Consider the following 15,247-nt stretch of genomic DNA (forward strand, 5'->3'; position numbering starts at 1 on the left):
TCGCTCCTGCGTGCATTCGGCAGTTGATTCGCGGTCCGACTGGGGCTAATTAAAGCTCCGTGGTGATTTGGCCGGCCGGCTTGCAGCCACGTTAAAAAAGTCGCTAAAGGGCCGCGTGCGGACCGGTAGCGATTTTTTTCGCCGCCGGTTTTTTGTTTTTTTGATCGAGTGACCGCAATGCCCATCAAGATCCCCGATACGCTGCCCGCCTTCGAAACCCTGGTTCAAGAGGGTGTGCGGGTGATGACCGAGACGTTGGCGATCCGTCAGGATATCCGACCGCTGCAGATCGGGCTGCTCAACCTTATGCCGAACAAGATCAAGACCGAACTACAGATGGCCCGACTCGTCGGCGCCTCGCCACTGCAGGTCGAGCTGTCGCTGATCCGCATCGGCGGCCACAAGGCGAAGAACACGTCCGAAGATCATCTGCTCGCCTTCTACCAGACCTGGGAGGAAGTGAAGCACCGCAAGTTCGACGGTTTCATCATCACCGGGGCGCCGATCGAGCTTTTGCCCTATGAAGACGTCACCTATTGGCCGGAAATGCAGCAGATTCTCGACTGGACGGAAACGAACGTGCATTCGACGATGAACGTCTGCTGGGGCGCGATGGCGGCGATCTATCATTTCCACGGTGTTCCGAAATACGAGTTGAAAGAAAAGGCCTTCGGCATCTACCGCCACCGGAACCTGAAGCCATCCTCCATCTATCTCAACGGCTTTTCCGACAATTTCGAGGTGCCAGTGTCGCGTTGGACCGAGGTGCGCCGCGCCGATATCGAGCCATCCGAAAGCCTGGAGATCCTGATGGAATCAGGCGAGATGGGTGTCTGCCTCGTGCACGAAAGGAGGGGGCGGCGGCTCTACATGTTCAATCATGTCGAATATGATTCCACATCGCTTTCCGACGAGTATTTCCGCGACGTCAACGCCGGCGTGCCGATCAAGATGCCGCACAACTACTTCCCGCATAATGATCCGGCGCTGACGCCGCAGAACCGCTGGCGCAGCCATGCGCATCTCCTGTTCGGCAACTGGATCAACGAGATCTACCAGACGACCCCCTTTGATGTGGAGGAGATCGGCACGGACCTCTGAAGCGTCGGACTGCGCCTCGGCCGATGCCGGGGCGTTTCTTCTGATCCGACCGGTTGCGGTTTGGAGCAAATGCGGGCAGGTTCCGCTCCTGAAACCGAAAGCGTTGTGGGTCTTTGTGACGCACAACGCTGAAAAACTTTGAATGAGAATGGACGGTCGATCATGTCGGATAAGTTGGAGCGGGAAGTTTTCGGGCAGACGAAGGCAGGCGAGACCGTCTATCGCGTCGAGATCAAGGGCGGCGGGCTGACGGCCAAGATCATCACCTGGGGCGCGGTCATCCAGGATCTGCGTCTTAAGGGACATGAGGCCCCACTGCAGCTCGGTTTCGACGATTTTGACAGCTACCCGCTCCATTCGGCCTATTTTGGCGCGACGCCGGGCCGCTGCGCCAACCGTGTCGGTGGCGGCGCCTTCACGCTCGACGGCAAGGACTGCCAGCTCGAGCTGAACGAAAATGGCGTCACCCATCTGCATGGCGGCAGCGACAATATCGCCAAACGCAACTGGACGGTCGTCGAGCATGAGGTCGACCGGGTGGTGCTGAAGATTGTCGATCCCGATGGCCGCGCCGGCTATCCCGGCAATTGCACCATCCAGGCAACCTTCTGGGTGCACGGCAACGGCGAACTGTCGGTGATCTATGAATCGACCAGCGACCAGCCGACGCTCGCCAATGTCTGCCAGCACGCCTATTTCAATCTCGACGGCCGTGAAGATGCGCTTGGCCACGACATCATGATCGCTGCCGACCACTATCTGCCGACCGACGAGAAACAGGTGCCGACCGGCGAGATCCGTTCCGTCGAGGGCACGGAATTCGATTTCCGCGAGATGGCGCCGATGAAGCGTTTCGTCGGCAGCGAACAGGCCTTGTACGACCATAATTTTTGCCTGTCCGGCGAGCGCACCGCCAAGCGCAGCGTCGCGCTTGCCCGCAGCCTGTATTCCGGTGTGTCGCTGGAAGTGCGCAGCACCGAGCCGGGCGTGCAGTTCTATGCCGGTTTCAAACTGGATACCGGCGCTCCCGGCATCGGCGGGCGCAAGTACGGCCCGTTTGCTGGCTTCTGCCTGGAGACGCAGGTCTGGCCGGATGCCGTCAATCACCAAGGTTTCCCGAATGCGGTGCTGCGCCCCGGCGAAGTGTTGCGCCAGGAGACGGACTATATCTTCACCAAGAGCTGACGTCTTTTTCAGACGCACGGCTCTATGGACGCACGGTTGTCAAATTCTAAAGCGCGTCGCATCAAATTTGATTCATGCGACGCGCTTTAGTCCTTTGTTTTTATGCATGTCGTTATCCCGGAACCGCTGCGCCCTTCTGGGCGACATGCATCAGCGCTATGAACCTCTCCGGTCTCCGGGGAGGTTTTTTCTTGGCCGGGTGCGATTCCGCCTTGTGGATTGGTTCTAGATAGGTTCTATTGTGTGCTTATGGATAGAACCAGTCTGATAGCGGAACTGAACAACCGCGGCCTGCGTGACGAGGCGTTGTCCGGCCCGCTCTATAAGCGGCTGGCGCAGGCGCTGACCGGCCTTATTCAGGAAGGCCTGCTGAAGCCTGGCACGGCGCTGCCAGGGGAGCGCGACCTTGCCGAGGCCTTGAAGCTCGGCCGTGTCACCGTGCGCACCGCCTATCGCGATCTGATGGCTTCAGGTGCACTGGAATCGCGCCACGGAAGCGGTACCTTCGTATCGAGCAGAGTGGAGCGTATGGAGCAGTCGCTCTGGCGGCTTTCCTCCTTCTCCGCCGACATGCGTTCGCGTGGGCGTCTGCCAGCCGCGCTGATCTTGTCGCGGGCGGTCAATACGCCGTCGCCGGAGGAATCCTTCCTGCTGGGCCTTGGCGGCGACGAGCCGGTGTTGAGGCTTGACCGGCTGCGTCTCGCCGACGGCCTGCCGCTTGCGATCGAACGCGCCGTGGTGCCGATCAAATTCTTAGGCGGCGATCCCGGCGGCGAGGGGTCGCTCTATGATGCGCTGGCGGCCAACGGTCACAAGCCCGTACGTGCGCTGCAGCGGCTGACCGCAGTTACGCTCGATCCGTCCTCAGCGGCGATCCTGAACGTCAAATCAGGCGCGCCGGCGCTGCTGATCGAACGCGTCTCGCGCCTGGAAGACCAGCGCGTCGTTGAGTACACCCGCTCGCACTATCGCGGCGATGCCTATGATTTCGTTGCCGAATTGAGAATCGGAGATGACCTATGAATGAGAACCAGTCGTTGATGCTGCAGGAAGCCGGCCAATCCCCAGAGGTGGTGGCCACGCTTCTCGAAAAGGAAAAGCCGGCCTTTGCCGAGATCGCCCGGCTGTTTTCGTCCTCCCGCCCGAGCGTGGTAACGACGGCGGCGCGTGGCTCCTCGGACCATGCCGCCACCTTCTTCAAATACCTCTTCGAGATCACCTGCGGCGTCCCGGTCGCCTCGGTCGGCCCGTCGATCGCTTCGGTCTACGGTGCCGCGCTGCATCTGAAGGGGGGTGTGCATTTCACCGTCTCGCAGTCGGGTGCAAGCCCCGACATCATCGCATTGCAGGATGCGGCCAAAAGGGGCGGGGCGACGACGATTGCCGTTGTCAACGTCGCCGACAGTCCGCTTGCCAAGCAAGCCGATATCGTTCTCGGGCTTAATGCCGGCGCGGAAAAGAGCGTCGCGGCGACCAAATCCTTTATCGCTTCCGTCGCCGCCCTTGCCGGCGTGACCGTTGCGGTCGGCGGCGCGTCCGACCTACAGGCTGCGCTTGGCAGGCTGCCGGAGGCGCTTTCGGCAACCGCCGGGATCGACACGGCGGCAGCCGAGGAGGTGCTTTTCAATGCGACCTCGCTCTATATGGCCGGCCGCGGCCCGGCCTTTGCAATCGGGCTCGAAGCGGCGCTGAAGGCCAAGGAAACCTCCGGCCTGCATGCCGAGGCCTTCTCGCTGGCGGAACTGATGCACGGCCCGATGCGCCTGGTGCAGCCGGGCTTTCCGATCATCGCCTTTGCGCCCGACGATGCGGCCTTCGTCAACAACGTTCAAGCGCTGGAGCGCCTGCAGAAGCTCGGCGCCACCACCGTCGGTTTCTCCACGCAGCCGCTTTCCGGGGTCAATCTGCGCGTGCCGACGACGGGCAATGGCCTTGTCGATCCGCTGGTGTCGCTGCTCGTCTATTACCGGCTGATCGAGTCGGTGACGCGCCGCAAGGGCTTCGATCCCGACAAGCCGGCGAACCTGCTCAAGGTGACGGAGACGGTCTGATGGTCCGCAAGATCTTCATCGGCGCCCGCATCTTCGATGGCGAGCGCTTCCATGACGAGAAAGCACTCATCGTTGCCGACGGCCGCGTCGAGGCGATCGCTGCTGGAAACGATCTGCCGGACGGCGAGACGGTGACGCTTGCCGGCGGGGTTCTGTCGGCCGGCTTCATCGATGCGCAGGTCAATGGCGGCGCCGGGCGGATGCTGAACGACGAGCCTTCCGTCACCTCGATGGAGATCATCGCTGCTGGACACCGGCCCTATGGCACGACATCGCTCTTGCCGACGCTGATCACCGACACGTCCGAGGCATCCATTGCCGCAATCGAGGCCGCCAAGGAGGCGGTGAAGGCGAACCGTGGCGTCGCCGGCTTGCATCTCGAAGGCCCGCATCTGGCGCCTGCGCGCAAGGGTGCGCATCTGGCCGAACTGATGCGGCCGGTCGAGGATCGAGACGTCAAGGCCTTCATCCGGGCACGCGAGGCGATCGGCACGCTGCTCGTCACCATGGCTGCCGAGCAGGTGACGGTTGCCCAGGTGCGTGAGCTTGCCGAAGCCGGCGTCACCGTCAGTATCGGTCATTCCGATTGTTCGAGCGAGGCAGCGGAACAACGTTTCGATGCCGGAGCGCGCGGCGTCACGCACCTCTTCAACGCCATGAGCCAGCTCGGACACCGTACCCCCGGTCTCGTCGGCGCGGCGATCGATCATCCCTCGATCTGGTGCGGCGTCATTGCCGATGGTCACCATGTCGATCCGAAGGCTTTGCGCACGGCGCTGCGTGCCAAACGCGGCGAAGGCAGACTGTTTTTCGTCACCGATGCGATGTCGCTCGTCGGGTCGGAGAAGGATTCGTTCACGCTGAACGGGCGCGCCGTCCGGCGCGAACGGGGCGGGTTCTGCTCGAAGCTGGTACTATCCGACGGCACGCTGGCCGGTTCCGACGTCGACATGATCTCGACGATTCGCTACGGCGTCACCTATCTCGATCTGACGCTGGCCGAGGCTTTGCGCATGGCAACGCTTTATCCCGCCCGCTTTCTCAGACTGGGCGATCGCGGCCATCTCGCACCAGGCGCGCGCGCCGATCTCGTGCATCTCACCGATGCGCTCTCGGTCACCGCCACCTGGCTCAGCGGCGAAGCGGCTTGACTCAAGGAGAAGTGGGATGACTGACATCACGGATGCCTATTTCTCCAACCTGATCGGCCGGCTGGAAGAATTGAAGCAGACGCTTGCCGAGCCGATGGCGCAGGCGGCGGCGGTTATCCTCGATGCTGCCCACGGCGACAAGCGCGTCTATGTCTTCGGCACTGGCCATTCGCATATGCTGGCGGAAGAGGTGCACTATCGTGCCGGCGGGCTCGCCTTCACCGTGCCGGTGCTCGTCGGCTCGGCGATGCTGCATGAGGGTGCGGTCATCAGTTCGGTCTATGAACGCACGCAGGGCCTGGTTCGGCCCATGTTGGAGCGTTACGGCATGCAGCCGGGCGATGTCATCATCATCGCCTCCAATTCGGGCGTCAATGCCGCGCCGATCGAAGCCGCCGACTACGCACGAGAAATCGGCGCAAAGGTGATTGCCATCACTTCGATCGCCTATTCCTCAGCGATCGCCAATGGCCGCCGGCGGCTCGCCGACGCGGCCGATGTGGTGCTCGACAATGGGCTGCCACCGGGTGACGCCGTTCTCGACCTCGAAGGCACGGGGCTTCGGGTCGGGCCGGTCTCGACGGCGGTCGGGGTGACGGTCATCAATGCGATCTTCGCCGAGGTCGCCTCCGAGCTTTCGAAATCCGGCGATGCGCCGGTTTATCTCAGCGCCAACATGCCGGGTGCAGCCGAGATCAACCAGAAGCTTGTCCAGAAATACCGGCCGCGCAACCCGCATCTCTGATCAGCATTGTTGGCGGCGGACACAAAAAAGGCCGGTCGGAACCGGCCTTTTGTATGGAATGAACCAGGGATCAGTCCTTGGCGCGTTCGACGTAGGAATTGTCTTCCGTCGCGATGACGACGCGAGTGCCGGCATTGATGTGCGGCGGCACCATGGCGCGCACGCCGTTCGACAGGATGGCCGGCTTGTAGGAGGACGATGCCGTCTGGCCCTTGACGACCGGTTCCGTCTCGGTGATCTCAAGCGTGACGTGGCGAGGCAGCTCGAGTGCCAGCGGAAGGCCTTCATAGATCGAGAGGATGCAGGACATGCCTTCCTGCAGATAGACCTTCTGATCGCCCATAGTGTCGACATCAACCACGACCTGATCGTAGTTGCTCGGGTTCATGAAGTGGAAGCCTTCGCCGTCTTGATAGAGGTACTGGAAGGACACGTCCTCGACGAAGGCGCGCTCGACCTGTTCGGTGGTGCGCCAACGCTCAGCAACCTTCACGCCGTCAACGATGCGGCGCATGTCGACCTGGGTGACCGGCGTACCCTTGCCCGGATGAAAGTTCTGAGCGGTGAGAACGACGTAAAGCTTGCCGTCGACGTCGAGAACGTTGCCCTTGCGGACCGAAGAGGCGATGACCTTGACCATAAGACTTCCTTGTAACTCGGCTTTCGGCGTCGTAGAGAACTGCCGAGACGCCTCGAAGACGCAAATATTTTTCTTTGGGGGCGCAACTAACCTAAAATCCGGGAAATAGCCATCCCCATACCGGCTTCTCCGGCGAAGAAAGCTTGGAATGAACTCTTCGGCGAAAGTGTCCCCCTGGTGGAACCCGTCCGTACACGCCGATCGCCGTCCGTTCCTGATCGGGCGCAATGCGATCCAGGCGGCGTTGCGCGGGTTTTTCGCGCGCGAGGATTTCATCGAGGTGGATACGGCGGTGCTGCAGATCTCCCCGGGCAACGAGGCGCATCTGCATGCCTTCGCCACCGAAGCACTGACGACGGACGGGCAAAAGACGCCATTCTATCTGCACACCTCGCCGGAATTCGCCTGCAAGAAGTTGCTTGCGGCGGGTGAGGAGCGCATCTCGTGTTTTGCCCATGTCTATCGCAATCGCGAGCGCGGGCCGCTGCACCATCCTGAATTCACCATGCTTGAATGGTATCGGGCCGGCGAAAGCTACGAGAGCCTGATGATGGATTGTGTGCGGATCCTGGCGCTCGCGGCCGAAACGGTAAAGACTGAAAAACTTGCCTATCGCGGTGGCGAAAGCGATCCCTTCGCCGGTCCGGAGCGGATTGGCGTTGCCGAAGCATTCGAGCGTCATGCCGGCATCGATCTTCTCGCCTCGGTCGCCGCCGACGGGTCGACCGATCGCGATCATCTGGCGGCAGAGATGAAGCGCGCCGGCATGCGTGTTGCCGATGACGATGGCTGGGCCGATCTGTTCAGCCGGGTGCTGGTCGAAAAGATCGAGCCGCATCTCGGCTTCGGCCGCATCACCATCCTCGACGAATATCCGATCTCGGAGGCTGCACTTGCGCGTCCCTCGCCACGCGATGCCAGGGTTGCCGAGCGGTTCGAACTCTACGCCTGCGGCGTCGAGCTTGCGAACGGCTTCGGCGAGCTCACCAATGCTGCCGAACAGCGCCGGCGGTTCGAGATCGAAATGGCCGAGAAGGCGCGTGTCTACGACGAAACCTATCCGATTGACGAGGACTTCCTTGCCGCAGTTTCGCTGATGCGTGAGGCAAGCGGCATCGCGCTCGGCTTCGACCGGCTGGTGATGCTGGCGACGGGAGCATCGCGCATCGATCAGGTGCTCTGGGCGCCGGTTGCGGAGTACGGAAGATGAATGCCGTCAAACCGCTCAAAAGCGTCGACGATCTGGTGATGGCAGGGCTGGTCGCGCCCGCCGATCGCGCAACGCTCGAGCAGGTTGCGGCGCGTTACGCGATCGCGCTGACACCTGTGATCAGCGAGCTCATCGACCTCACCGATCCTGATGATCCGATCGCACGGCAATTCGTGCCTGACATAGCCGAACTCACGATCGCCCGAGAAGAACGCGCCGATCCGATCGGCGATCATGCCCATAGCCCCGTCGAAGGCATCGTTCACCGCTATCCCGATCGTGTGTTGCTCAAGGCCGTGCATGTCTGCCCGGTTTATTGCCGCTTCTGCTTCCGGCGCGAAATGGTCGGGCCGCAGGGCCTCGGCACGCTCGATGCGGCGGCGATGCAGGCAGCTTTCGACTACATCAGAGGTCACGAGGAGATCTGGGAGGTCATCCTCACCGGTGGCGATCCGCTGGTGCTTTCTCCGCGCCGCCTCCATGATATCATGCAGGCACTTGCCGGGATCGCCCATGTGAAGATCGTGCGATTCCACACCCGCGTTCCTGTTGTCGATCCCGGGAAGATCGATGCGGCGATGATCGCCGCGCTGAAGGCGAGCGGCAAGACGGTCTATGTGGCGCTGCATGCCAACCATGTCAGAGAACTGACGGCGGAAGCGCGTACTGCCTGCGCCCGCCTCGTCGATGCCGGCATCGCCATGGTCAGCCAGTCGGTGCTGCTCAAGGGCGTCAACGACGATCCCGACGTGCTTGCGGCACTGATGAAGGCCTTCGTCGAAATCCGCGTCAAACCCTATTACCTGCATCATCCTGATCTGGCGCCCGGCACCGGTCATTTCAGAGTGACGATCGAGGAGGGGCAGAGGATCGTCGCCGCGCTGCGAGGGCAGATTTCCGGTCTCTGCCAGCCGGCCTACATCCTCGATATACCGGGTGGTCACGGCAAGGCCGTTGTCAGTGGAAGCGCCATCCGGGCTAGCGGTGACGGGTGTTATTCCGTCTCGGATTATCGCGGCGGCGAACATTCCTATCCGCCCGCGGATTGACGCAAACGGGTGCTTTTCGTGTCATTTCTGTACTCGCTGCGCTCCAAACTGCGGCGTCCGTCGCGCTCGAAACGAGTTTAAACGACTGATATAAAACTATTATTGCCGCTTGCATGGAAATGGTCGCTAAAATTCTAACTGTGAGCGCTAATCATATTTAACCCAATAAATTAGCGGAATTTTCTGTTTTCCGCACTAAAAGAACGCTCATGACAAGGCGATGAACGCCGGTTCGGGATCATGAGAATCTTGGAGTGATGGGATGAATAAGACAATCCGCGACCTCGTAGCCAAATTCGGCAAACTTCCTGCGTCGATCGACCAGGTCGCCGACGATGCCGACCTTTATGCGGCCGGTCTGACATCCTTTGCTTCGGTGCAGCTGATGCTTGGCATCGAAGAGGCGTTCGACATCGAATTTCCCGACAATCTCCTGAATCGCAAATCTTTCGCGAGCATCTCTGCCATCGCCAGGACCGTCGATCTCATCCGGGACAGCCGGAAGGTCGCCTGATGAATTTCCCCGTCAAGATCATGCAGGACGGTCTTGTCGCAAGAGTGGCCCGCGTCGTCGAAATCGCGGCGAAACACGCCGATGCGGTCGACGTCGAAGCCCGCTTTCCGCGCGAAGCCGTGGATGCGATGAAGGCCGAAAGGCTGCTCGGCATCCAGGTGCCGCGCCAATTCGGCGGCGAATCCGCCTCGATCACCGAGATCGCCGAATTGTGCTCGATGCTCGGCCAGGCCTGCGCTGCAAGCGCCATGGTCTTCGCCATGCATCACATCAAGCTGTCGAGCCTTGTTGAACACGGTGCCGACAGCGAATGGCACCGCGACTTCATGCGCCGCATTGCCGCTGATCAGCTGTTGATCGCATCGGCCACCACCGAAGGTGGTATCGGCGGAAACTTGCGCAACAGCATTTGCGCGGTCGAGGTCGATGGTGACACCTGCCGCCTCGAAAAGGATGCGACCGTCATTTCCTACGGTTCACATGCCGACGCCATTCTCATCACCTCGCGTGCCCATGCGCAGGCGGCTTCCTCCGATCAGGTGCTGACGGCCTTCCTCAAGGACCAGTACACGCTCGAGAAAACGCATGTCTGGAATACGCTCGGCATGCGCGGCACCTGCTCCGACGGATTCCTCTTCAAGGGGCAAGCGCCGGCGCATCAGATCCTGCCGAAGCCTTTCGCGGAGATCGCCGCGCAATCCATGCTCGCCTCCTCGCATCTGTTGTGGAGCGGCGTCTGGTACGGCATCGCGGTCGACGCCGTCGTCCGCGCCCAGGCTTTCGTGCGCGCTGCCGCCCGCAAGGCGCCGGATGCGCAGCCGCCGGGCGCGCTGCGCCTGGCCGAGGTTTCGAACCTGCTGCAGATGGTGAAATCCAATGTGGTTGCCGGCCTCAAGGCCTATGAGGATGCCAAGGTCGATGTCGACCGGCTGTCTTCGATGGGATTTGCGGTGGCGATGAACAACGTCAAGATCGCCTCGTCCGAGACGATCCTGGAGATCGTCAACCACGCCATGCTGATCTGCGGCATCATGGGCTACAAGAATGGCACGCCCTTCAGCCTTGGACGCCATCTGCGCGACGCGCACTCCGCACAGCTGATGATTTCGAACGACCGCATCCTCGGCAATACGTCGAGCATGCTTCTTGTCCATAAGCAGGACACTAGCCTACTGGGGTGACAGTCATGGATATGCAGACCTCGTTTCTGGACCGGCTTTTCGAAGCCGGGCTGCTGATCGATACCGGCATCGATGGGCTCTATGGCCGCAGCGGCCAGTTCGAAGAGGTGATCGCTGCCTTCGAGCGCCTAATCGACACGTTCGGCGGCGCCGACGGCGCGGAGGCCATGCGCTTTCCGCCCGGCATGAACCGCGCCTTCTTCGAGACGAGCGGCTACATGAAGAGTTTTCCGCAGCTCGCCGGCACGGTGCACAGCTTCTGCGGCAGCGAACTGGATCATGTCAGTCTGCTGCAATGCATGGAGGTCGGCGAGGACTGGACCAAGGGGCAGGAGGCGACCGACATCGTGTTGACGCCGGCCGCCTGTTATCCACTCTATCCAACGATCGCCAAGCGCGGCAACCTGCCGAAGACGGGCGGCCTCTTCGACCTGCAATCCTATTGCTTCCGCCACGAACCGTCGAAGGATCCGGCCCGCCAGCAGCTGTTTCGCATGCGCGAATATGTCTGCATGGGCACCGAAGAGCACGTTACCGATTTCCGCCAGCGCTGGATGGATCGCGGTGTCGAGATGATGAAGGCCGTCGGCCTCGAGGTGACGATCGATATCGCCAACGATCCGTTCTTCGGCCGCGCCGGCAAGATGCTCGCCAACAACCAGCGCGACCAGAACCTGAAATTCGAACTGCTGATCCCGATCACCTCGACCGCCAATCCGACCGCCTGCATGAGCTTCAACTACCATCAGGATGCCTTCGGGACGAAATGGGGTCTCAATCTTGAAGACGGCAGTGTCGCCCACACCGCCTGCGTCGGCTTCGGACTGGAGCGCATCGCGCTGGCTCTCTTCCATCATCACGGGCTCGATGTGAAGGAATGGCCGGCCAGCGTACGGAAAGCGCTGTGGGGTTGAGCCGGTCGATGACATCGGTATTTTCGGGAATCGACCCGGAGACCTATCGTCAGCACGCGCTGCATTCGAGCGAGCGTACCTGGCCGGAAACCAATTGCTATGTCGATCTCTGGATCGAGGTGCTGGCGACCTCAGGCGTTGCGCCCGAGGCGATGCTCGGTTTCACTCTGACGCAGGATTTCGAGGGCGACCATTTCACCTTCTTCAAGGTGCCGCTCGAAGATCTCGAAGCGCTCTACGGCATTCGCGCGACCGAGCTTGCCATTTACGACCGCGTCGAACGCCATGTCGAAGTTCAGATCGCGCGGGGCCGTCTCTGCCTGATCGAGATGGATTCCTTCTACATGCCGGATACGCGCGGGACCGCCTACCTGTTGGAGCACGGCAAGACGACGGTGGCCATCAACCGGCTGGATGTTGCCGCCAAGCGTGTCGATTATTTCCACAATGCCGGCTATTTCCGCCTCGAAGGCGAGGATTTCAACGGGCTGTTCCAGCTGCAGCTGACGGAGAATGAGCCGCCGTTCCTGCCCTATGCGGAATTTGCCCGGTTCCCGGAAAAGCCCGCTGATGAAAAGTATCTGCGCGCGACCGCCCGGCGGCTTGCCGGCGTTCATTTCAACAGGCGTCCCAGCGAAAATCCGATCCGTGCATTTGCAAGCGTTTTTCCGCAGCAGGTCGAAGCGGTGGCGGAGCGGCCGTTCGGCTTCTTCCACAAATATGCCTTCAATACGCTTCGCCAGGTGGGCGCCAATTTCGAGCTGGCGGCCGATTATCTGGTCTGGCTTTCTGCTGATGAATTCGCCGCGGCCGCCGAGCATGCCCGGCGCATTTCGGATACGGCGAAATCCGTGCAGTTCCAGCTTGCCCGTGCCATCGCTCGCCGGAAGTTCGAACCGCTGCAGGCAGCCCTTGATCCGGCTGCCGATGCATGGGATTCCATGATGGCGTCGCTTGCGGGGCGAATCTGAGGCCGGAGATCTGACCATGCGGGGGCGTTTGGCAAGCATCGGTGCCGAGGAAAGTCTGCTTTCCGAAGGCTGGAACCTGATCCTGACGGAGCCGGGCGCCTGCGCCGTGCCGCACGATATCCCGCTCTCCGCGCGGCTCATCCCAGCGCCCGTTCCCGGAACCGTCGCCGCAGCGCTGGAAAAGGCCGGACTGTTCGATCGGGAAAATCCCGAACCGTTGAACACCAGGGACGCCTGGTATCTCTGCCGGCTCTTCGATGCCGAGCCCGGCGAGGCAATCCTGCGTTTTGCAGGGCTCGCGACGCTTTGCCATGTCTTCCTGAACGGCCAAGAAATCCTGTTTTCCGAGAGCATGTTCACGGCGCACGAGATTCCGGTGACGCTTTCGGGCGGCGACGAACTGGCGCTATGCTTCCGGGCGCTCGGCCCCCGGCTGTCGGAGCCGGGCCCGCGCGCACGCTGGCGGCCGCAGATGATCACGCCGGCGGGGCTGAAGAATTTCCGCACGACGCTGCTCGGTCATATGCCGGGTTGGTGCCCCGATATCCATGCCGTCGGGCCATGGCGGCCGATTTCGATGTTGCGGCGCAATCCCGTCTCGATCGACAATGTCTCCATCCGCGCGGTGTTGGAGGAAAGCGGCGTCGGCCGCCTCAGCGTTTCCCTGCATAGCAATGCCGAGCATCCCGCGATGCTGCTGCACTGCGGCGGGATGGAGCAGCCCTTCGAGAAGATCGGCGACAATCATTACTCGGCTATCCTCAAGCTTTCCGACATCGAGCCCTGGTGGCCGCATACGCATGGCGCTCCGCGCCTCTACGAGCTGACGCTGATTTCCGACGGCGTTGAATATCCGCTGGGCAGGACCGGCTTCCGGCGGATCGACGTTGACCACGGCGAAGACGGCGACGACTTCGCGCTCACCGTCAACGGCGAACGCATCTTCTGCCGCGGCGCGGTCTGGACGACAGCCGATATCGCGCGTCTGCCGGGCGGGCGGGCGGATTATGAGCCGTTCCTGCGGCTTGCCGCTGGCGCCGGCATGAACATGATCCGCATCGGCGGCACCATGGTCTACGAGACGCCCGATTTCTTTACGCTCTGCGACGAGCTCGGCCTGCTGGTGTGGCAGGATTTCATGTTCGCCAATTTCGACTATCCGCGCAACGACAAGGCTTTTCTCGGCCATGTGCATGCCGAGGTCGAGGAATTCCTGCACGGCGTCCAGGCGTCGCCTTCCCTCGCAGTGCTCTGCGGCGGCAGCGAAATCCACCAGCAGGCGGCGATGCTCGGCCTGCCCATGGAATTCTGGAGCGGGCCGGTCACCGATGAAATCATCCCGGCGGTCGTCGCGCGCATGCGTCCGGACGTGCCCTATGTCCCGAACTCGCCCTATGGCGGAGCGATGCCGTTTTCACCCAATGCCGGTATTGCCCATTATTACGGCGTCGGCGCCTATATGCTGCCGATTGCCGATGCGCGTCGCGCCGACGTTCGTTTTGCCTCCGAGAGCCTCGCCTTCGCGCATGTGCCGCAGCAAAGGACGCTGCAACGCCATCTCGATGTGCCGGCTGTGCACAGCCCACTGTGGAAGGCCCGTGTGCCGCGCGACCGCAGCGCATCTTGGGATTTCGAGGATGTTCGCGATTTCTACCTGCAGCTTCTCTACGACCTCGATCCGGCCCAGCTGCGCCGCGAAGATCCGGGGCATTATCTCGACCTCTCCCGCGCCGTCACTGGCGAGGTGATCGAAGAGACCTTTGCCGAATGGCGGCGCAAGGGCTCCTCCTGTAACGGCGCGCTCGTCTGGACGTTGCAGGATCTGCTGCCCGGTCCCGGCTGGGGCGTGATCGATTCCACCGGTGAGCCAAAGCCGGCCTGGTATGCGATGCGCCGTGCATTCCGGCCGGTTCAGGTGGTTTTCACCGACGAGGGAACCAACGGTCTCGACGTGCACATCATCAACGAGACGGATGCCGCTCTCGATGTGGAACTCGAAGTCATCTGCCTGCGGGACGGAAAACAGCAGGTGCTCAGCGGTAGCAGGGCTTTCAAGCTGGCCGCAAGGGACACGGAGCGTATTGCCTGCACCGCGCTGTTCGGCGCCTTTTTCGATACGACCTATGCCTTCCGTTTCGGGCCGCCGTCGCATGATGCGAGTGTTGCGCGCCTGCGTTCGCTGGCAGATGGCGCCATCCTCGCGGAAAGCTTCCACTTCCCGTGCGGACGGGGGAAGGCGTTGCATGATGCCGGCATCGAAGCATCACTCGGCAGGGACGGCGACGACTGGTTCGTCGATCTGAGGACCGACCGGCTGGCGCAATCGGTGCATATCGACGTCGAAGGCTACCGGGCCGACGACGACTGGTTCCACCTCGCCCCCGGTGCGATGCGGCGCGTGACGCTCTCGGCGCTGCCCGGCACCGAAAGCGATATCGCGCCTGCAGGCGAGATTAGAAGTCTGGGAAGTTCGCATCGTGTCGCCCTCTCGGGCTGAATCTCGCGAAAAACGATGCCGATCCATTGAGAAAGACC

The 15,247-nt window shown here is 61.8% G+C and carries 14 protein-coding genes and 1 riboswitch; of the genes, 13 read left to right on the plus strand and 1 reads right to left on the minus strand.

Going from position 1 to position 15,247, the window contains the following annotated elements; all coding sequences use genetic code 11:
* Nucleotides 1-49: 49 nt before the first annotated feature.
* A riboswitch (SAM riboswitch) is annotated at nucleotides 50-127 on the plus strand.
* 50 nt (nucleotides 128-177) lie between these two features.
* The 6 genes from metA to HJB84_RS05470 all read left to right on the plus strand — a co-directional run bounded on the left by metA (nucleotide 178) and on the right by HJB84_RS05470 (nucleotide 6,233).
* On the plus strand, nucleotides 178-1,101 hold the full coding sequence (gene metA, locus HJB84_RS05445; RefSeq protein WP_207582216.1) for a homoserine O-succinyltransferase: 924 nt from the start codon (nucleotides 178-180) through the stop codon (nucleotides 1,099-1,101).
* 162 nt (nucleotides 1,102-1,263) lie between these two features.
* Nucleotides 1,264-2,286: an aldose epimerase family protein gene (locus HJB84_RS05450; RefSeq protein ID WP_207582215.1), complete on the plus strand. Its 1,023-nt coding sequence runs from the start codon at nucleotides 1,264-1,266 to the stop codon at nucleotides 2,284-2,286.
* Between the two features lie 249 nt (nucleotides 2,287-2,535).
* A complete protein-coding gene (locus HJB84_RS05455) occupies nucleotides 2,536-3,309 on the plus strand; it encodes a GntR family transcriptional regulator (protein ID WP_221115433.1) in 774 nt (257 codons plus the stop codon).
* On the plus strand, nucleotides 3,306-4,337 hold the full coding sequence (locus tag HJB84_RS05460) for an SIS domain-containing protein (RefSeq protein WP_221115434.1): 1,032 nt from the start codon (nucleotides 3,306-3,308) through the stop codon (nucleotides 4,335-4,337). The genes HJB84_RS05455 and HJB84_RS05460 overlap by 4 nt, the downstream gene beginning before the upstream one ends.
* Nucleotides 4,337-5,488 carry an N-acetylglucosamine-6-phosphate deacetylase gene (gene nagA, locus HJB84_RS05465; protein WP_207582212.1) on the plus strand — a complete coding sequence of 384 codons (1,152 nt, stop codon included), beginning with the start codon at nucleotides 4,337-4,339 and terminating at the stop codon, nucleotides 5,486-5,488. Before HJB84_RS05460 ends, nagA begins: the two co-directional genes overlap by 1 nt.
* A 16-nt stretch (nucleotides 5,489-5,504) precedes the next feature.
* Nucleotides 5,505-6,233: an SIS domain-containing protein gene (locus HJB84_RS05470; RefSeq protein ID WP_207582211.1), complete on the plus strand. Its 729-nt coding sequence runs from the start codon at nucleotides 5,505-5,507 to the stop codon at nucleotides 6,231-6,233.
* Nucleotides 6,234-6,303: 70 nt separating this feature from the next.
* Here HJB84_RS05470 and efp read toward each other — a convergent pair whose 3' ends face one another.
* Nucleotides 6,304-6,873, minus strand: a complete 570-nt coding sequence (efp, locus tag HJB84_RS05475; protein WP_207582210.1) for an elongation factor P — start codon at nucleotides 6,871-6,873, stop codon at nucleotides 6,304-6,306.
* A gap of 148 nt (nucleotides 6,874-7,021) precedes the next feature.
* Here efp and epmA point away from each other — a divergent pair, with 148 nt between their 5' ends.
* From epmA to HJB84_RS05510, 7 genes are all read left to right on the plus strand, one after another.
* Complete coding sequence (epmA, locus tag HJB84_RS05480) at nucleotides 7,022-8,083, plus strand: EF-P lysine aminoacylase EpmA (protein ID WP_221115435.1); 1,062 nt, start codon at nucleotides 7,022-7,024, stop codon at nucleotides 8,081-8,083.
* Complete coding sequence (locus HJB84_RS05485) at nucleotides 8,080-9,132, plus strand: lysine-2,3-aminomutase-like protein (RefSeq protein ID WP_221115436.1); 1,053 nt, start codon at nucleotides 8,080-8,082, stop codon at nucleotides 9,130-9,132. The genes epmA and HJB84_RS05485 overlap by 4 nt, the downstream gene beginning before the upstream one ends.
* A gap of 262 nt (nucleotides 9,133-9,394) precedes the next feature.
* Nucleotides 9,395-9,646: an acyl carrier protein gene (locus HJB84_RS05490; protein WP_012559298.1), complete on the plus strand. Its 252-nt coding sequence runs from the start codon at nucleotides 9,395-9,397 to the stop codon at nucleotides 9,644-9,646.
* On the plus strand, nucleotides 9,646-10,827 hold the full coding sequence (locus HJB84_RS05495) for an acyl-CoA dehydrogenase family protein (protein WP_221115437.1): 1,182 nt from the start codon (nucleotides 9,646-9,648) through the stop codon (nucleotides 10,825-10,827). The genes HJB84_RS05490 and HJB84_RS05495 overlap by 1 nt, the downstream gene beginning before the upstream one ends.
* Before the next feature lie 5 nt (nucleotides 10,828-10,832).
* Nucleotides 10,833-11,741 (plus strand): amino acid--[acyl-carrier-protein] ligase, encoded by a 909-nt coding sequence (locus HJB84_RS05500; RefSeq protein WP_207582206.1) that lies wholly within the window; start codon nucleotides 10,833-10,835, stop codon nucleotides 11,739-11,741.
* A complete protein-coding gene (locus tag HJB84_RS05505; protein WP_221115547.1) occupies nucleotides 11,732-12,712 on the plus strand; it encodes a DUF1839 family protein in 981 nt (326 codons plus the stop codon). Before HJB84_RS05500 ends, HJB84_RS05505 begins: the two co-directional genes overlap by 10 nt.
* A gap of 16 nt (nucleotides 12,713-12,728) precedes the next feature.
* Nucleotides 12,729-15,209, plus strand: coding sequence for a glycoside hydrolase family 2 protein (locus HJB84_RS05510; protein ID WP_221115438.1), 2,481 nt, complete (start codon nucleotides 12,729-12,731; stop codon nucleotides 15,207-15,209).
* Nucleotides 15,210-15,247 lie beyond the last annotated feature (38 nt).

This window comes from Rhizobium sp. NZLR1b (assembly GCF_019685155.1).
In the GTDB taxonomy this organism is placed as follows: domain Bacteria; phylum Pseudomonadota; class Alphaproteobacteria; order Rhizobiales; family Rhizobiaceae; genus Rhizobium.